The organism is Arthrobacter sp. P1_D12 (genome assembly GCF_056406175.1).
Window position 1 is genome coordinate 22,434 of the sequence record NZ_JBFUAR010000023.1, and the last position, 17,333, is coordinate 39,766.

18 protein-coding genes and 2 tRNA genes are annotated in these 17,333 nt (G+C 67.1%); 12 read left to right on the top strand and 8 right to left on the bottom strand.

All coding sequences use genetic code 11. The features are described from left to right. Nucleotides 1-159 precede the first annotated feature (159 nt). The 7 genes from AC1DZV_RS16600 (at nt 160) to AC1DZV_RS16630 (ending at nt 6,937) form a co-directional block, all read left to right on the top strand. The gene (locus tag AC1DZV_RS16600) at nt 160-1,830 is read left to right on the top strand and encodes a GMC family oxidoreductase (protein WP_476954143.1); all 1,671 of its coding nucleotides are present in this window, start codon (nt 160-162) and stop codon (nt 1,828-1,830) included. Nucleotides 1,831-2,059: 229 nt separating this feature from the next. Then, nucleotides 2,060-3,550 carry a glyceraldehyde-3-phosphate dehydrogenase gene (locus AC1DZV_RS16605; protein ID WP_476950817.1) on the top strand — a complete coding sequence of 497 codons (1,491 nt, stop codon included), beginning with the start codon at nt 2,060-2,062 and terminating at the stop codon, nt 3,548-3,550. An 88-nt stretch (nt 3,551-3,638) separates the two neighbouring features. After that, nucleotides 3,639-3,848 carry a hypothetical protein gene (locus AC1DZV_RS16610; protein WP_018773403.1) on the top strand — a complete coding sequence of 70 codons (210 nt, stop codon included), beginning with the start codon at nt 3,639-3,641 and terminating at the stop codon, nt 3,846-3,848. Nucleotides 3,849-3,957: 109 nt separating this feature from the next. After that, nucleotides 3,958-4,755, top strand: coding sequence for an HNH endonuclease family protein (locus AC1DZV_RS16615; protein WP_476954144.1), 798 nt, complete (start codon nt 3,958-3,960; stop codon nt 4,753-4,755). Between the two features lie 109 nt (nt 4,756-4,864). Next, nucleotides 4,865-5,737: a polyphosphate kinase 2 gene (ppk2, locus tag AC1DZV_RS16620; protein WP_476954145.1), complete on the top strand. Its 873-nt coding sequence runs from the start codon at nt 4,865-4,867 to the stop codon at nt 5,735-5,737. A gap of 30 nt (nt 5,738-5,767) precedes the next feature. Then, entirely contained in the window at nt 5,768-6,226 is a 459-nt protein-coding gene (locus tag AC1DZV_RS16625; RefSeq protein WP_476950815.1) for a DUF1579 family protein, read from the top strand. Between the two features lie 9 nt (nt 6,227-6,235). Further along, nucleotides 6,236-6,937 carry an alpha/beta fold hydrolase gene (locus AC1DZV_RS16630; protein WP_476950814.1) on the top strand — a complete coding sequence of 234 codons (702 nt, stop codon included), beginning with the start codon at nt 6,236-6,238 and terminating at the stop codon, nt 6,935-6,937. Nucleotides 6,938-7,100: 163 nt separating this feature from the next. Here the strand turns inward: AC1DZV_RS16630 and def are convergent, their stop codons facing one another. From def to orn, 4 genes are all read right to left on the bottom strand, one after another. Then, complete coding sequence (gene def / locus AC1DZV_RS16635) at nt 7,101-7,673, bottom strand: peptide deformylase (RefSeq protein ID WP_476950813.1); 573 nt, start codon at nt 7,671-7,673, stop codon at nt 7,101-7,103. A gap of 40 nt (nt 7,674-7,713) precedes the next feature. Further along, entirely contained in the window at nt 7,714-8,868 is a 1,155-nt protein-coding gene (locus AC1DZV_RS16640; RefSeq protein ID WP_476954146.1) for an acyl-CoA dehydrogenase family protein, read from the bottom strand. A 93-nt stretch (nt 8,869-8,961) separates the two neighbouring features. Further along, nucleotides 8,962-9,034 (bottom strand) — tRNA-His (locus AC1DZV_RS16645). A gap of 201 nt (nt 9,035-9,235) precedes the next feature. Further along, nucleotides 9,236-9,868 carry an oligoribonuclease gene (gene orn / locus AC1DZV_RS16650; protein ID WP_308197202.1) on the bottom strand — a complete coding sequence of 211 codons (633 nt, stop codon included), beginning with the start codon at nt 9,866-9,868 and terminating at the stop codon, nt 9,236-9,238. A gap of 168 nt (nt 9,869-10,036) precedes the next feature. Here orn and mptB point away from each other — a divergent pair, with 168 nt between their 5' ends. Next, on the top strand, nt 10,037-11,662 hold the full coding sequence (gene mptB, locus AC1DZV_RS16655; protein ID WP_476954147.1) for a polyprenol phosphomannose-dependent alpha 1,6 mannosyltransferase MptB: 1,626 nt from the start codon (nt 10,037-10,039) through the stop codon (nt 11,660-11,662). A gap of 12 nt (nt 11,663-11,674) precedes the next feature. On the opposite strand, the gene AC1DZV_RS16660 is transcribed toward mptB, so the two are convergent. Next, the gene (locus AC1DZV_RS16660) at nt 11,675-12,358 is read right to left on the bottom strand and encodes a DNA alkylation repair protein (RefSeq protein ID WP_476954148.1); all 684 of its coding nucleotides are present in this window, start codon (nt 12,356-12,358) and stop codon (nt 11,675-11,677) included. A gap of 78 nt (nt 12,359-12,436) precedes the next feature. On the opposite strand from AC1DZV_RS16660, the gene map reads away from it, so the two are divergent. Then, nucleotides 12,437-13,204, top strand: a complete 768-nt coding sequence (map, locus tag AC1DZV_RS16665; RefSeq protein WP_476954149.1) for a type I methionyl aminopeptidase — start codon at nt 12,437-12,439, stop codon at nt 13,202-13,204. On the opposite strand, the gene AC1DZV_RS16670 is transcribed toward map, so the two are convergent. Together AC1DZV_RS16670 and AC1DZV_RS16675 are read right to left on the bottom strand one after the other, a co-directional pair. After that, nucleotides 13,201-13,740, bottom strand: coding sequence for a GNAT family N-acetyltransferase (locus AC1DZV_RS16670; protein ID WP_476954150.1), 540 nt, complete (start codon nt 13,738-13,740; stop codon nt 13,201-13,203). The genes map and AC1DZV_RS16670 overlap by 4 nt on opposite strands. A gap of 153 nt (nt 13,741-13,893) precedes the next feature. Then, nucleotides 13,894-14,382: a LapA family protein gene (locus AC1DZV_RS16675; protein ID WP_476954151.1), complete on the bottom strand. Its 489-nt coding sequence runs from the start codon at nt 14,380-14,382 to the stop codon at nt 13,894-13,896. 316 nt (nt 14,383-14,698) lie between these two features. Here AC1DZV_RS16675 and AC1DZV_RS16680 point away from each other — a divergent pair, with 316 nt between their 5' ends. Further along, nucleotides 14,699-15,715 carry a magnesium and cobalt transport protein CorA gene (locus AC1DZV_RS16680; protein WP_476950807.1) on the top strand — a complete coding sequence of 339 codons (1,017 nt, stop codon included), beginning with the start codon at nt 14,699-14,701 and terminating at the stop codon, nt 15,713-15,715. A 76-nt stretch (nt 15,716-15,791) separates the two neighbouring features. Here AC1DZV_RS16680 and AC1DZV_RS16685 read toward each other — a convergent pair. After that, nucleotides 15,792-15,864: transfer RNA gene (locus tag AC1DZV_RS16685), tRNA-Arg, on the bottom strand. Nucleotides 15,865-16,109: 245 nt separating this feature from the next. On the opposite strand from AC1DZV_RS16685, the gene AC1DZV_RS16690 reads away from it, so the two are divergent. Together AC1DZV_RS16690 and AC1DZV_RS16695 are read left to right on the top strand one after the other, a co-directional pair. Then, nucleotides 16,110-16,676 carry a single-stranded DNA-binding protein gene (locus tag AC1DZV_RS16690; RefSeq protein ID WP_476954152.1) on the top strand — a complete coding sequence of 189 codons (567 nt, stop codon included), beginning with the start codon at nt 16,110-16,112 and terminating at the stop codon, nt 16,674-16,676. An 89-nt stretch (nt 16,677-16,765) separates the two neighbouring features. Next, nucleotides 16,766-17,329 (top strand): DUF6993 domain-containing protein, encoded by a 564-nt coding sequence (locus AC1DZV_RS16695; protein ID WP_476954153.1) that lies wholly within the window; start codon nt 16,766-16,768, stop codon nt 17,327-17,329. Nucleotides 17,330-17,333: the final 4 nt, after the last annotated feature.

The following is a 17,333-nucleotide window of genomic DNA, read 5'->3' on the forward strand; positions in this document are numbered from 1 at the left end:
GTGAGGATGGGGGCCATCCGGTGCCAGTGCCGGTTCCGCCGCGTGCCGCCTCCTTGCGGCTTTGCACGCCAGCCCGGATGCTTGACATCATGCCCGCTTAACTAACACACTTCAATCAACGCTTCAAGGAGCGGTAGTTTCGGCGATGGTTGAGGAGTCATGGTGCCGGACGATGCTGAGTACGACTATGTGATCGCCGGGGGTGGTACCGGCGGCAGCGTTCTGGCTGGCAGATTGAGTGAAGACCCCTCAGTCCGTGTGCTTTTGCTGGAGGCGGGCAGATCCGACCGCCATCCTTTCATCCATATGCCCGCGGGCTTCCCGAGATTGAAGGGAGGACCGTACCAGTGGGCGTATAGCAGTGTTCCGCAAAAGCACAGCAACGGCCGCAGCATCCCGCTCCCTCAAGGCCGCGGGCTTGGCGGCGGCGGGTCCATCAACTCCCAGGTCTTCACCCGCGGCGTGGCTGGGGACTACGACGGGTGGGCCGGGGACTACGGATGTGAGGGCTGGTCCGCCGCCGAGGTGTCCAAGTATTTTATTCGCTCGGAGTCAAACACCAGGCTCTCAGGACCCCACCATGGAACCACAGGGCCCCTCGGCGTCTCGGATCTCCGGCGTCCGCACACGCTCTCGGCGGCATTCGTGCAGGCGGGCCAGGAGTTCGGCCTGCCCTACAACAACGATTTTAACGGGGCGAAGCAGTTCGGCGTTGGCTTCTACCAGACCACCACCAGGAATGGCCGCCGGTGCAGCGCAGCCGTCGCCTATCTGAAACCCGCGCGCAGGCGGCCCAATCTCACTGTCCGCGTCAATGTGACCGTCTCCAAGGTCGTCATCAAGAATGGCCGCGCCGTCGGCATCCAGGCGATTGAAGGCGGAGTCGCGCGAACCTACGGTGCCCGGCGCGAGGTGCTGATCGCCGGCGGCGCGTTTGGCTCGCCCAAGTTGCTGCAGCTTTCAGGCATCGGCGACCCGGCAGACCTTGCTCCCGCCGGAATCGACGTGCTCCACGCCCTGCCCGGGGTCGGGAAGAACCTGCAGGACCACCTTGACCTGGACATCATCTACGAACTCACCGATGACCACAGCCTGGACCGGTTCAATCGGGTACGCCCGGCGACAGTCCTGGCGGGCCTCGAGTATCTGGTTTTCCGCTCGGGACCGTTCGCGTCCAACCTCGTCGAGGCCGGTGGCTTCAGCTACGCCAACACAGATGAGAAGACCCCGGACCTGCAGTTCCACTTCCTGCCCGCGGCGAGGTCGGAGCCGGGCATTGCGTCGCTGCGGCCCGGATTCGGGGCAACGCTGAACTCGTACTTCCTGCGCCCCCACAGCCGGGGGGCAGTCCGCGTCGCGTCCTCAGATCCCACAATGACACCGCTCATCGATCCGAATTTCCTGGCGGATGACTACGATCTGGAGATGACGATCGCCGGCGTGCAGCAGAGCCGGCAGATCATGGAACAGTCATCGATGGCGGAGTTCATCCAAAAGGAGCACATCGGCGACGGCTCCCGGGTGTCAACCCGCGACGAGTACGTGAATTTCGTGCGCTCCTACGGACGGACCTCGTACCACCCGGTCGGCACGTGCGCCATGGGTACCACCGACGATTCCGTTGTCTCCCCGCGGCTGAAGGTCCACGGGCTGGAGGGACTGCGGGTCGTTGACTCCTCGATCATGCCGCGGCTGGTCAGTGCCAACACGCAGGCACCCACCATCATGATCGCGGAAAAGGCCGTCGACATGATCCTTGAGGACGCAGCGGGGCTGGCGCCCGGCGCGGATGGTTTTGCCGACTTCGACGCGGCCCCGGACAGTGTGTGAGTCAATTCACGCGCAACAGGCACCCCACCCTGCCTGGCCGCCCGTAGAATTGATGGTGAACGTAGAAGTTCTGCCGCCGGGTCTGCGTTCGCAGCCGGCGGTTTTTCTTTGCGCTCGATGAGGCGCCCGGGGTGGACCGAATCCCCGCCGGTGCCCGGTACCGGACACCCTCCGGCGGCCGACTTCCCCCTACGAGGACGTAGGGGGTGGATTCTAGGAAGGTAGTTCTGTGAGCCAGACGTCAGATTCTTGTCTTGATACGTGGATGGGCCGTGAGGCACTCGCCGAGGCGATGATCCCCGTGATCGGCCGGCTGTACCGCGAGAACAACGTGGTGACCTCCATCCACGGACGCAGCCTGATCAACAAGTCCACCATGAATATCCTCAAGGCCCACCGCTTCGCCCGCAGGATGAGCAAGGAAGAACTGCGCCTCGAGGAGACGGCTCCGCTGCTGGAGGCCCTGACCAAGCTGGACCTCGGCGCCGCGGCGATCGACATTGCCCGCCTCACCGAGAAATACCGCGCCGAGGGCGACGGCGCCAGCCTGGATGAGTTCCTCCGCGCCGAACTCGCCGAGGTTGTCGGCAAGCGCGGCGGCGACGACCGCACCAGCACCGACGTCGTCCTCTACGGCTTCGGCCGCATCGGCCGGCTCCTGGCCCGGCTCCTGATCGAAAAGGCAGGCGGCGGCCACGGCCTGCGCCTGCGTGCCATCGTGGTCCGCCGTGGTTCAGACAACGACCTTGCCAAGCGCGCGAGCCTGCTGCGCCGTGACTCCGTCCATGGCTCATTCGAAGGCACCATCAAGGTTGACCTCGAAAATGACACCATCACGGCCAACGGCGTCCAGATCCAGGTCATCTACTCGGACAACCCCTCCACGGTGGACTACACCGCCTACGGCATCCACGACGCGCTCGTCGTGGACAACACGGGCCGCTGGCGCGACGCCGAGGGCCTGTCCCAGCACCTGGTGAGCAAGGGTGTTGCCCGCGTTCTCCTCACCGCACCGGGCAAGGGCGAGTTGAAGAACATCGTGCACGGCATCAACCACGGCACCATCGACGGCTCGGACACGATCGTCTCGGCGGCGTCCTGCACCACGAACGCCATCACCCCCGTGCTCAAGGCGATCAACGACCGCTACGGCGTGGTGCACGGCCACGTGGAGACGGTCCACTCCTTCACGAACGATCAGAACCTGATCGACAACTTCCACAAGGGCGACCGCCGTGGACGCTCTGCCGCGCTGAACATGGTGATCACCGAGACCGGTGCCGCCAAGGCCGTGGCCAAGGCCCTGCCGGAACTGCTCGGCAAGCTCACGGGCAGCTCCATCCGCGTCCCCACCCCGGACGTCTCGCTGGCCATCCTGAACCTGAACCTGGAGAACGGCACCACGAAGGACGAGGTCAACGACTACCTGCGGGAAATGTCGCTGCACTCCGAGCTGCGCAAGCAGATCGACTACATCGATTCGCCCGAGGTTGTCTCCACGGACTTCGTCGGCTCACGCCGGGCAGGCATCGTCGACGGCCTGGCCACCATCTCCAACGACAAGAACCTCGTCCTGTACGTCTGGTACGACAACGAGTTCGGCTACAGCTGCCAGGTGGTCCGCGTCATGGAGGAAATGGCCGGAGTCAACCCGCCGTCCTTCCCCGCCAAGGACGCTGCGTCCATCCTCGAGGCCGCAGGGCTGCCCGTCGAGGTCTAATCAGGGCGAATGTCCCTGACCGGGACATGTTCCCTCTTTCCCGGCCGATGCACTGGAATCGGCCGGGAAAGGGAACCACAATGGAGCCATGGAACCGAACCCGGCTGTTGAACACGAGACCACCCTGGAACACGCGCTGGACGTCGCGCGGAGCAACGCGAAAGAAGCGAAGAGGCTGCTGGACGACGCCCTCGTCAAACGCCAGTCCGGTGAAGTCAACGACGACCGGGTGACCCAGCTCCAGGGCCTGCTGGATCTGGCCAACGAAGACCTGAAACGGGTCACACGGGAGCAATAGGCCCCCGCGTTCCGCCACCGGTCCCCAACACTGTGGACAACCGCCCGAGTGGGGTGGCGTCCGCATAGGCTCAGGGCGTGCAGCCAAAACGCCGCGAGCGGCCGCCCACATGACCGTAACCTGGATGGATTTCCGCCGCGCCCGCCGCCACTCCCGCCAGGCCTGGATTCTCCTTGCCGCGGCCGGCCTGGCCGTCCTGGCCGGTCTGGTCTGGTTCTTCACGGCCGGCCAGTTTGCCGCCGCGGAACCGCAAATCGCCGGCCCCAGCGAGGCCCCCGTCGTTGCCCAAGGGTGGATGAACGCGGTGGACGCCGTCCGGGCCGTCCCGCAGGGAAGCGCTGCCGGCGTGCTCGACACCCTCGCGGTCAAGGGTCGGTCGGCAAGGAACAACTATGACCGGGGCGCGTTCGGCCAGGCGTGGCTCGACGTCGACCGCAACGGCTGCGATACGCGCAACGACATCCTCCGCCGCGACCTGGCGGCCGCCGAATTCGTCAGTGGCTCCCGCTGCCAGGTGGCCGGCGGCACGTTCCAGGAACCGTACACCGGCCGCACGATCGTGTTCCGGCGCGGCGCCGAAACCAGTGCTGCGGTGCAGATCGACCACGTCGTGGCGCTGGGAGACGCGTGGCAAAAAGGCGCCCAGCAGCTCACCGCGCAGCAGCGCGAACACCTGGCCAACGATCCCCTCAACCTGATCGCCGTCGACGGTCCCGCCAACCAGGACAAGAGTGCCTCCGACGCCGCCACCTGGCTGCCGCCAAACAAGGCTTTCCGCTGCCACTACGTCGCCCGCCAAATTTCGGTCAAGGCGGCCTACCGGCTGTGGGTCACGGCGGCAGAGAAGGAGGCGATGAAACGGATCCTGGCCTCGTGCCCAGGGCAACAGACGATCGTGCCGCGCTGACGCGCCCTCCGCAGTTTCCGGGCTGGAGGACCCTTGCAGCCGTTCTGCTGCCCGGCGACAATGGGCGCGGCGGGACAAACCGCGCGCCCCAAATGCTGGAACGGAAGCCATGGCACATCGCACGCACAATTCAGGCAAGGGGCACGCCGGCCACAAGAAGGGCTCCGCACGGCGGCCGACCCGGCTCGACGCCGGACTCTACAAGGCCGAACTTCTGCGGCTCCAGGCAGAACTGGTTGCCCTCCAGGAGTGGGTCCGGAGCACCGGGGCGCGGGTCCTCATCATCTTCGAGGGGCGGGATGCAGCCGGTAAGGGGAGTGCAATCAAGCGGGTCACCGAGTACCTGAATCCGCGGTTTGCCCGGATAGTCGCGTTGCCGGCGCCGACGGAGCGCGAACGCGGTGAATGGTATTTCCAGCGCTATGTGGCGCATCTGCCCGCCGCCGGGGAAATCGTCCTGATGGACCGCTCCTGGTACAACCGCGCCGGCGTCGAACACGTGATGGGCTTTTGCACCCCGGCGGAGCACAAACGCTTCATGGCCCAGTGCCCGGTTTTTGAACGGCTCCTCATCCAGGACGGCATCCTGGTCTTCAAGTACTGGTTCTCGATCAGCCATGGGGAACAGGAGCGGCGGTTCAAATCCCGGCTGGATGATCCCATGCGGCAATGGAAGCTCTCGCCGATGGACCGGGAGGCAATCCTGCGCTGGGAAGACTACTCGCGGGCCAAGGACGACATGTTCGTGCAGACAGATACCGCGGATTCACCCTGGTACGTGGTGGAAGCCGAAGACAAACGCCGGGCACGGATCAACCTCATCGCCCACCTGCTCTCCAGCATCGACTACACCGAAGTACGGACCGAGCCGGTGACCCTGCCGGAGCGGCCGAAGGCCGTCAACTACACGCGCCCGCCGCGGGAACTGTTCCGCTATGTCCCGGACTTCGCGGCGAGATTCGAAAAGCCGGCCGCGGACTGAGCAGGATCGATGGGCTCAGTAGACTGCCGCATGGACATTGTGAAATACGTGACACCGTTCCTTGGCACCTGGCAGGGACAAAACCGCTTGCGGCTCATGCCCACGGACGACTACAAGGCTTCGGCGGCCACCGCCACGGTGACGGTGACCGCCGCACACTTCGCGAGTGTCGCCTACACCTGGTCAGAGGGTGAGAGCCAGCAGGAAGGCCTCCTGATCCTGGCCGGCGGCGCGTCCGGCGCGGATCCCGCCACCGCGGTGTGGCTGGACTCCTGGCACACGGGCAAGGCGCTGATGCAGTTTTCCGGGAGCGTGGGCGGCGACGGTGTCCTCCGGCTCAACGGCTCCTATGCGGCGCCGACCGGCCCGGACTGGGGCTGGCAGATCCACCTGCACCCGGCGGACGGCCCGGGCGGACGCATCACCATGCACAACCTGGTCCCGGGCGAGGACCCGTATCAGGTGGTGGAGCTGGTACTCGACCGGTAGGGTACCGGCATGGACATCATCCTCGTACCCGGATTCTGGTTGGACGCCTCGTCGTGGGCTGACGTCACCCCGCCGCTGACCGCGGCCGGGCACAAGGTCCACCCGTTGACACTGCCGGGCCTGGAGTCAGCCGATGCGCCGCGCGCCGGGATCGGCCTGCGCACCCACATCGACGCCGTCGTGGCGAAGATCGATTCCTTCGACGCGCCGGTGGTCCTGGTGGGCCACTCCGGCGGCGGGGCCATCATCCATGGCGCCGTCGATGCCCGCCCGGACCGGGTGGCCCGGGCTGTCTACGTGGACAGCGGACCGCTGGGGGAGGGCGGGGTCATCAATGACGACTTGCCGGCCGACGGCGACGAGGTGCCGCTGCCGCCGTGGGAGCTCTTCGAGGACGAGGACCTCACCGACCTGACCGACGAGCTGCGCGCCGGGTTCCGTGCCCGTGCCATCCCGCAGCCCCGCGGCGTGGCCCAGGACCGGCAGCAGCTCTCGGATGAACGCCGCTTTGAGGTTCCGGTCACCATCATCGCCTGCGAATTCCCGTCCTCGATGCTGACGGAAATGGTTGCCGGCGGCCACCCGTTCGTGGCGGAGCTCGGACGGATCCGCCAGGTCGACTATGTGGACCTGCCTACAGGACACTGGCCGCAGTTCACCAGGCCGGCCGAGCTCGGCGCCGCCATCCTGGCCGCCGTCGACCGGACCTAAAGGAACTGGCCGGCCGGGTCACTGCTGACCTGGGGAAATCCCGCCGAAATTCCCCACCTTTGGGACCCGCCGCCGGCGCGTCCTGCCAAACCGCCGGCGATTTCCTGCGCATCGGTGTCAAACGTGGGGAAAATCCGCGTGCAGCAGCGCCTAACTGCCGCCGTCAGTGGCCGAACGGGTCCGGGTCCACTCCCGGCATCCAGGTCAGGCCGGGAACGCCCCAGCCGCTGCGCTTGGCCTGCTTCAGGGCCCGGCGGGCATAGCGGTCAATGAGCCGGTTGACGTAGAGCTTGCCGTCGAGGTGGTCGTATTCGTGCTGGATGACCCGGGCGAACCAGCCGGTCGCCTCGAATTCCACCGGCTTCCCGTCACCGTCGAAGCCCTGGACCCTCGCCCATTCGGCCCGCTTGAGCGGATACTGGCCGCCGGGGAAGGACAGGCAGCCTTCCTCTTCCTCGTCGGGGTCCGGCAGGGCGCCGGAGATCTTGGAAAGGGTCAGGACGGGGTTGACCACGACGCCGGTGGGCGCGGCGCCGTCGTCGTTGTCGTACTTGTACACGAAGAGCCGCTTGCCGACCCCCACCTGGGGGGCCGCCAGCCCGACGCCGTTGGCGGCGTCGTTGGTCTCGAACATGTCGGCGATCAGGCTGCGGAGTTCGTCGTCGAAGACTTCGACTTCCGCGGCCCGGCGGTGCAGCACGGGCTCGCCCCAGATCGTGATGGGCAGGACGGTCATATCAGGAAAGTTCCTCAGGTGCAGGTGGAGTCGCGGCGTCTCAGCCGGCGATGGTGCGGCCGACGACGTCGCGCATGATTTCGTTGGTGCCGCCGAAGATCGTCAGCAGCCGGGCGGCGAGGTAGGCCTGGGCCACCGGGTATTCCATGATGTAGCCGTACCCGCCGTGCAGCTGCAGGCAGCGGTCCGTGACGGACTTGGCGCGCTCGGAAGCCCACAGTTTGGCACGGGCAGCGCCTGCGGCGTCGAGCTCTCCGGCGTTGAACGCCAGGATGGCCTGGTCCACGTACGCTTCGGTGACCTCGACCTCCGTGAGGATGTCGGCGAGTTCGAAGCGGCTGTTCTGGAAATCGATGATTCGTTCGCCGAACGCGTTGCGGTCCTTCGTGTAGCGGACCGTCGCCTCGTAAGTGGCGCGCACGACGGCGGAGCTTGCCACGGCGATCGCCAGCCGGCCCTGGGGGAGCTGTTCGGCCGCGTACTGCAGGCCCTTGCCTTCCTCGCCGACGAGGTCCGCCTGCGGGACGCGGACGTTGTCGAAGAACAGCTCGGCCGTGTCGGAGGCCTTGAGGCCCATCTTGTCCAGCTGCTTGCCGGTGTTGTAGCCCTCACCCTTCTGGACCATGAAAAGCGAGAACGAGTCGCGGTTTCCGCGTCCGGTGCCGCCGTCAGTGCGGGCCAGGACGAGGGAGGCATCGCCGGATATGCCGTTGCCGATAAACGTTTTCTGGCCAGTGATCAGCCAGTCGTCGCCGTCGCGGACTGCTTTGGTGCGGATGCCGCGCAGGTCGGAGCCGGCCCCCGGTTCGGTCCAGGCGACCGAGGTGATCTTTTCGCCCGAGACCATGCCCGGGAGCCAGCGGGCCTTGAGGTCATCGGAGCCGTAGGCCAGCAGGTGGGGGAGGACCATGTCATCGTGCAGGTGGAACGCCAGGCCGACCGCGAGGTGGTTGCTCTTGGCGAATTCTTCGTCCAGCACTGTCCGGAAGCGGTAGTCGGACATCCCCATGCCGCCGAACTCTTCCGGCACGGCCAGGCCCAGCAGGCCCTGCTCGCCGGCAGCGGACCACAGTTCCCGGGGCATCATGTGGTCCTCGTCCCACTGGGTGTAGTGGGGAGCGACCGCGCGCGCGTTGAACTCGGCGGCCATCTCACGGAACATCTCGTGGTCTTCTTCAAACAGCTTGCGCTTCACTGCGATTCCTTCCAATACAGACAACAAAGGCCGCACCGGATAACCGGTGCGGCCTTTGGAAAAGGTCGGACAATCACTGCCGTCCTTCATGAGGGTGAGCGACGGGGGTTGAACCCGCGACCTCCTGGACCACAACCAGGCGCTCTGCCAACTGAGCTACGCCCACCATGTGCCATATCAGGCCCTCCGGCGAACCGGCTGGCTGGAAAGGCAACGACAAATAGCTTACCTGCTGTTTGGGGGTGGTTTTGCCACTTTTGCGATTTTCGCCGAAATTTCCGCGAAACGTGGCGCAGATTACTTTTCCGCGCCACGTCCCCGGCGACGTTTCATCGGCTCCGCTGCGCGGAGGGGAGGTGTGCGGCCGCTACTCCGCCGGGGTGGGCTCGGCTGCCTCGCCGCCCATGACGCGCTTGGCGATCCGCTGCGCCGTGGCACTGTCCGGGCCCGGCGCGGGAACAAACACGGCCTCGCGGTAATACCGGAGTTCGTCGATGGAGTCCTTGATGTCGCCGAGCGCCCGGTGGCCGCCCAGCTTGGCCGGGGACTGGAAGTAGGCCCGGGCAAACCAGCGTCGGGAGAGTTCCTTGATGGTGCTCACATCGATGACCCGGTAGTGCAGGTGCTCCACCACGTCGGGCATGTCGCGGACAAGGAACACGCGGTCGGTGCCCACCGAGTTGCCGCCGAGCGGGGCCTTCCGGGGATCCGGCACCCATTTCTTGATGTAGGCGAGCACGGCTGCCTGCGCTTCGGCCATCGTCTTGCCGTGCGGAAGCTCCGCCAGCAGGCCGGACCGTGTGTGCATGTCGCGGACAAAGTCGTTCATCTGGGCCAGCGCGGCGTCGTCGGGCTTGATCACGACGTCGACGCCGTCCCCCAGGATGTTGAGCTCCGAATCGGTCACCAGGGCGGCCACCTCGATAAGGGCGTCATTCTTGGTGTCCAGGCCGGTCATTTCGCAGTCGATCCAGACGATGCGTTCGTTAGTAATAGGCACCCGCCCAGCCTACCGTTCCGACGCCACAGAGCCGTCCGGTGCTAGGATTTCGAATACGCGGCCGCCGAATTATTTCGGCACTTATTTCTTCGACGCGGCGCCCCGGGCCGGACACTGCGGCCGGCTGTGGGCGGAATTGTGGCCCACAACAGATTGGACGATCCTGACATGACGGCGCCTGTGCCTGCGGCGGGGGAAACGGCTGCCGGTACGTCCCGCCCGTCCACGTCCCGCCCCTCCGCGTCCGGCCGGACCGCGCTCACCTCGGCTGCGGCCTCCCCTGAGGGGGAAGGGGGCGTCGGCGACGTCGACAACCCGCGGTCCCCGATCCTTGCCGGGTTCCTGGGCTCGCTGTTCATGACGATCGGTTCGATCGGCGTCGGCTGGCTTGCCCCCGCGTCCGAACTCCGCCGCGTCCCGCTGTTCATCTTTATGCGCACCGAGGCCCTGGGCGTCGCCCTCTGCATTGTCCTGCTGGCCTTCGGCGGCATGCTGCTGGTCCGCGCCTGGCTGCGGCTCGGCCAGCGCGTCCGGGTCTGGGGGGCCGGCGCCCGCAAGGCCACGCTCCAGGCGACGGCGGCGTGGGGGCTGCCGCTGATGTTCTCTGTGCCGCTGTTCAGCCGCGACGTCTACGCGTACATCGGTCAGGGCCGGCTCATGGTGGAGGGCTTCAACCCCTACGAAAACGGCATTTCGGCGCTGTCCAACTACTTCCAGCTGGGCGCCGACAGAATGTGGACCGAAGCCCCCGTCCCCTACGGGCAGCTGTTCCTGTGGATCGAACAGTTCGTGGTCTGGGCCACCAACGTGCACCCTGAAGGCAGCATCATGCTGTTCCGGATCGCGGCCCTGGTGGGCGTGGTCCTCTGCGTGATCTACGTGCCCAAACTGGCCGAACTGCACGGAGTGAACCCGAACCGCGCCCTGTGGCTGACGGCGGCCAACCCGCTGTTCCTCACCAACTTCATCGCCAGCGTCCACAACGATGCCCTCATGATCGGCCTGGCCCTGGCCGGCCTTTATTACTGCGCCACGCGCCGGGTCATCCTCGGAATCGTGCTGGTCACGCTCTCCATCTCGGTCAAGCCCATCACGGTGGTCTTCCTGCCGTTCATCGGCCTGCTCTGGGCGGGCAAGGGCGCCAGCTGGCCGCGCAAGTTCGTCTTCTGGGCACTCACGGCCGGCATCAGCCTGGCCCTGCTGTATCTCATGAGCCGGGTCAATGGCTTCGGCTTCGGCTGGATCAACGGGCTGTCGGCCCCGGGCAGCATCTGGATCTGGTATGCGCCTGTTGGCCTGGTGGGCCTGATCGTGGCCTCCATCTCCAACGCCTTCGGGCTCGACGGCTGGGGACTGGCCAAGTGGGCGTTCGACGCCGGCAAGCTGCTCGCCGTCGGCATCGTCGCCTGGCAGATCTTCCGCGGCGACTACGACCGGCTGATGCGCCGGCTCACCCTGGCGTTCGCCGCCGTCGTGCTGCTGTCCCCGATGATCCAGTCCTGGTACATCGTCTGGCTCATCCCGCTCTTCGCCGTCACGGGCATCCGCGACGACTGGCAGGTCAAGGCGCTCTACTTCATCGTGTCCTTCTTCATGGTGTACGCGATCTCGGACCAGCTCGATGTCTTCCCGTACCTGCAGACCGCGGATCTGGGCCTGGCCCTGGCCCTGGCCCGCAACGCCGCGGCGATCATTGCGTTGCTGTTCGCGCTGTACCTGATCTTCCTTGACCCGAAGACCAAGCTGCTGTTTACCAAGTCGGACGAGCCGGTCACCACGCGGCCGATCATCTAGGGCTGGTTCTGGCTAGGCCGCCAGGTTCCTGAGCGCTTCCCTGCGTGAGAGCGGACTGAGCTGGTCCGCGTGCCGCCGCACGAACGCTTTCACCCAGGCCGGATCCGTCCTGGCGTACTGGCGCAGCGCCCACCCGATCGCCTTGCGGATGAAGAACTCCCGGTCCTCGAGGTTGGCCTCGATCACAGCGGCCAGGAGCTCCGTGTCCGTGGCGTCCTTCGCCCCCAGCTGTGCGGTGATCGCGGCCCGCCGGACCCAGAAGTCCTCGTCCCGGCTCCAGCGTTCGAGCACCGGCGTCAGTTCTGCCCGGTGGGCCTGCAACAGGGCGCCCAGCCGGTGGGCCACCCCGTCCACCAGGTCCCACCAGGCTCCGGTGCGGATGATTTCCTCATAGAGGGCCAGCATGCCCAGTTCCCCGGCTGCGGGCTTGAGTCCCGTGAGCTCGATCGCGGCGTAGCGTTCCTCACGGTGGCCGGCGTTGCGCCACAGCACAAGAACCGCGGACTGCAGTTCCGCCAGGCTGCCCGGCGGGTGGTCCGCGGCCGCGGCCCTGACAATGCTGCGAACCTCGGGAACCCGCACGCCCAGGGATGGCATCTGCGATTTCATATAGGCCTGTGCCCCCGCGGCGCGGCCAGCATCGGCAGCAGCCTGGAGGCTGCCGCGGATCGCGTCAATGAGTTCCGTGGTGGTCATGAGGCCACTGTAGACACGACGCGGCGGGCTTTAGAGTTGAAGCCAGCAAGCCGCGGCTCCGCGTCGGAAGGGAAAGCCATGTCCATGATCAAGAGTCCCGAAGAGATCGCACTGATGCGCGAGGCCGGCCGGGTGGTCGCCACCACCCTCGCCCGGGTCCGCGAGGCGGCCGCCGTCGGCGTTTCGCTCAAGGAACTGGACGATGTCGCCGCAGCATCAATCGCCGACGCGGGAGCCACTCCGGCGTTCCTGAACTACCGGCCGCGGTGGGCGTCAGTGCCGTTCCCGGGGGTCATCTGCGCGTCCGTCAACGACGCCGTCGTACACGGCATCCCCAACGAGTACCGGCTCCAGGACGGGGACCTCCTAAGCGTGGATTGCGGCGCCTTCCTGGCCGGGTGGTGCGGCGATGCGGCGGTCAGTTTCATCGTGGGGACCGTGGACCCGGTGGACCAGGCCCTCATAGACGCCACGGACGCCGCCCTGGCGAGGGGGATCGATGCGGCAAGGATCGGGAACAAGATGGGGGATCTCGCCTACGCGATCGGCGGGGCGGCTCGCCGGGCAGGCTACGGGCTGCTCGCCGACCACGGCGGCCACGGGATCGGCCGGACCATGCACGCCGAGCCGCACGTGCCCAACGACGGGCGTCCCGGTCGCGGCATCAAACTGACCGAGGGTCTGGTCATAGCCATCGAGCCAATGCTGATTCTCGGCCGCAAGGACGACTACTACCATGACGACGACGAATGGACCCTCCGCTCAGCGAACGGCCGCCGCGCCGCCCACAGCGAACACACCGTGGCCATCACCGCCGACGGGCCGGTGATCCTGACGCTGCCCTAGCGCCCGCGGTCCCCGCCGGGCCGGGGCACCGGGAGGCGGACGACGGCGCGTCCCGGCACCGCGCCGCTGACCACTGCGCCGCTGACCACCGTGCCGCTTACTACTGTGAAGCCGGCCGCCAAAAAGAGTCCCAGGGTGCCGTGGTAGAGGTCCGCCGGGCCGGCCTTGGGCCGTTGCGCGGGGTCGACCGGATAACCCTCCACCACCGTTGCGCCGTGCGCTGAGGCGTGTTCGACGGCGGCGGCAAGCAACGCCCCCGCCACGCCGGTCCGTCGGTGGCCGGGGGAGACGACAAAGCAACTGACGGACCACACGCGGTCCTCGTCGGGATCCCGGGCGGCGTCGGGGGCCGACGCCAGCACCTTCGAGCGCAGGATCCTTGGGTAGCACCCGCGGGGCTCGACGGCGCACCAGCCCACCGCATTCCCGTCGCGGAAGGCCAGGACCCCGGGCGCCGGCTGGCCGCCGTCGAACTTGTCCCGCACCTGGTTCTTCCGCTCCTCCGGGGTGGACGCGGACCACTGCGGGCCGGTCAAGGCAAAGAACCGGCACCAGCATCGTGAGGGTTCGCCGCGCACGCCAAAGAGACGCTCGACGTCGGGCCAGTCCGCCGCGGCGGTGGTGATGGCTGCTGGGCCCGGGGTTCTGCGTCGCGCATGGAACGAGGGTAGCGCCTGGCGGCTTCAGCGTCAGCGCGTGCGCGTGCCCGGGCTGGCCTGGCGGCGGACGCGGTGCGCGGCGAGCCGGAGCTGGATGATGCGGGCGGCTCCGGCGATGGCGACCAGAACGCCGCCGCCGACGGCCGCGATGAACAAGGCGATGCCGAGCGGGACCGAGCCTTCGAGGCCAAAGAACTTCACCTGCACGTATTCCTGGTTCTGCAGGATGAAAGCGATCAGCAGGATCAGCACCACGAGCGCGCAGGCAACCGCGGCCCAGACCATGCCCGCACGGGTGACCTGGCGCGTGTCCGGAGCGGGCGCCGGCGCGGGAGCCTGAGCCGTGGGTTCCTCGGGCTGGGTGGTTTCGGCGCGCCCCGCCGTCGTGGCGGCCACATCGGTGCTGAGGCCTTGCTCGGCGGACGCGGGCCCGGGTGTGGCGTCAGCGGACCCCGCGTAGGGGGAGGTGGGGGCGTCGTCTGGATTGGTGGGGTCGATTCTGCGGGGTGTCTCGGTCATGGCGGCCGTACCTTTCGATTGCGGGCAGGGCGCACAGGCTGTCCCTGCCGGCCTGCCAGTCCATTCAATACTAAGCGTGCTGAGGGCTGGCGGGGCTCAGGGCGGACGGTGTGCACGGTTCGGGCGATCCCCGCATGCCAGCAACCGTGCTTTGGCTCTCCCTGGCGGCCGCCGTCGGCGTCGTTCTTCCAGGCAATCTTTCCGGGGTCCTTCCCGGAAGCCGGCGGCGCCCGCGGGGCGGTGCGGGCGGTTGGCACCGGCCCGGGGACGGTATAACGTCACAGCAAAGCGAATGCCTTGAAGAGGAGGCGCGGCCGTGACGATTATTGACAACGCCGTCTATGTGGACGGTCACCGGACCGCCGACCCGGAAGGGCTCGAGGAGACGTACTTTCTGCTGCGGCAGCGCCAGGGTATGGCCTGGATCGGGCTCTACCGGCCCGAAGCCGAGGAGCTGCGCTCCGTGGCCGAGGAATTTGACCTGAGCCACCTGGCCGTGGAGGACGCGCTCGCCGGACACCAGCGGGCCAAGCTGGAACACTATGGCGAGACGTTGTTCCTGGTGCTGCGGCCCGCGCGGTACCTGGACGACGTGGAGAAGGTCGAGTTCGGCGAGATCCATGTGTTTTCCGGCCCGGACTTTGTGGTGACTGTCCGCCGGGCGGAGTCTCCCGACCTGGCCCGGGTGCGCCGGCGGATGGAGTCCGAGCCGGCGTTCCTGGCGCTCGGACCGGATGCGGTGTTGTACGCGATCCTGGACCAGGTGGTGGACGAGTACGAGCCGGTGGCGGCAGGGCTGGAAAACGATATCGATGAAATCGAAGACGACCTGTTCGCTGCCGACCCCGGCGTATCGCGCAGGATCTATGAACTCTCCCGCCAGGTCATCACGTTCCAGCGTGCCACGGCCCCGCTGGCCGGAATCCTGCAGAGCCTCATGGGCAGCGGACCGGACGGCGTGCCGGACCCGGAACTGCAGGATCATTTCCGCGACGTCCTGGACCACGCCATCAGGCTGGGGGAGCGGGTGTCCGGCTTCCGGGCGTTGCTGCAGAACGCGCTGGCCGTCAACGCGGCCCTCGTTGCCCAGCGGCAGAACGACGAAATGCGGCTCCTGACGGAGTCGAGCTTCGCCCAGAACGAGCAGGTCAAGCGGATCTCGTCGTGGGCTGCCATCCTGTTTGCGCCGACGTTGATCGCCTCGATTTACGGCATGAACTTCCGCGACATGCCCGAGCTCGACTGGATCTTCGGCTATCCGATGGCACTCGCGCTCATGCTCGGCATGGGCGGGATCCTGTTCCTGACGTTCAAACACAACAAGTGGATCTGATGTTCTGGTTGAAATAGGAGTTGACATGGGAAGCGGCCCTGACCTTGCGTTGTCGCAGGTCAGAGCCGCTCTCTTGTGCCCCAGGAGGGAATCGAACCCCCGACCGGCGGATTAGAAGGCCGCTGCTCTATCCCCTGAGCTACTGGGGCGCGCTGGCGCCCACCGGCTGCTGCCGGTGACGCCTCAAAAAGTTTACAGTGCCGGACGGCCGGTGGAGGTCAACGCCGGCGGGTGGCCGGTCCTGCCGGCCCTGACTTCTCCCCAACACGGCCCCCCACACCGTTGCCGGCAGGCGGTTATCCACATGGCACAGCCGGGTCCTCCCCGGCCACGGTCCACGGCGGGATGCTGGAACTGCCCGGCAGGGCACGACAATTCGAGACAGGACATGAGAATGAGCGACAACATTACGGTCCGTGGCTTCGTCGCCTCGGAGATCAGAAGCTCGACCACACCCGGTGGCGTGGCCACGGCGTCCTTCCGGTTCGGCGCCACCGAGCGGCGCTACGACCGCGGCTCCAGCACCTGGGTGGATGGCAACACCAACTGGTTCACGGTCCAGGGATACCGGCAGCTGGCCGGCAACATTGGCTGCAGCATCAAGAAGGGCCAGCGGGTCATCGTGGTTGGCAGGCTGAAGATGCGGAGCTGGGAGAAGGACGGCAGGGTCTACCACGTCGCCGAAATTGACGCGGAGTCAGTTGGCCACGACCTCATGTGGGGCTCTGCCAACTTCACCCGCTCAGCTGCAGCCGGAAGCCATGCGGCCGCCGGACCCGGTTCCCCGGATGCGCCCGGTAGCGGCGACGGTGACGGCGACGGACCGCAGAGCCAGCCAGGGGACGACGACGGGGACGGCGACCACGGTGCCGACCACCACGCGACGTTCATCCATGACGAGAGCGGTGAGGAAGAGGAGGTGGACCAGGAAACCGGAGAACTGAAAGGGGCCGCAGCCTGAATCCGCAGGACCGGCGGGCAACGCCGTGGACGCCGGGACCGGGCACCGGAACGCCGGAACGGGGCACTGCCGCGTCGCAGAATTGCCGGATGCAACACGCCAGGATCACTGCGGGACGGGCGGCGCCCACCCCCGCCGCGGGAGGGGACGCCCGTCGCCGCGGCTGGGCCGTTCCGGCCGCCGCAACCTTGGTGCTCCTGCTTTCGGCCTCCGCCTGTGCGACGCCGGCCGGTAGCAGCGGAGCCATGGCCTCTGAAGCCGCGGATTCTCAGGGGACACCTTCCGCAACGTCCCCGGCACCGACAGCCACTGCGTCGCCGGCACCCGCAACGGCATCCACGACGTCGCCGCTGGCGAACCCCGGCCTGAAACCCGACAGGGAATCCGCCATGAAGTCCACGGTCGAGGCGGTCCTGAACTCCGCCATCCGCGCCGGCGGTCAGCCCGAAACGGCGGGCATCCGCGCGTCGTTGGTTAAGGCAGGGATTCCGGCCGACGCTGTGGAAGTCACAGCCGGGCGGAGGCCCACCGGCCTGGCTGTCGACGCCGTCGAGGCCGGAGTGCGTGACGGCAGCGACTGCATCGTGGCCCAGACGCCGTTAAGTGGCCGATCCGGGCTCACGGAATGTGAGTTATCCCGCCCGAACCACTAGATTT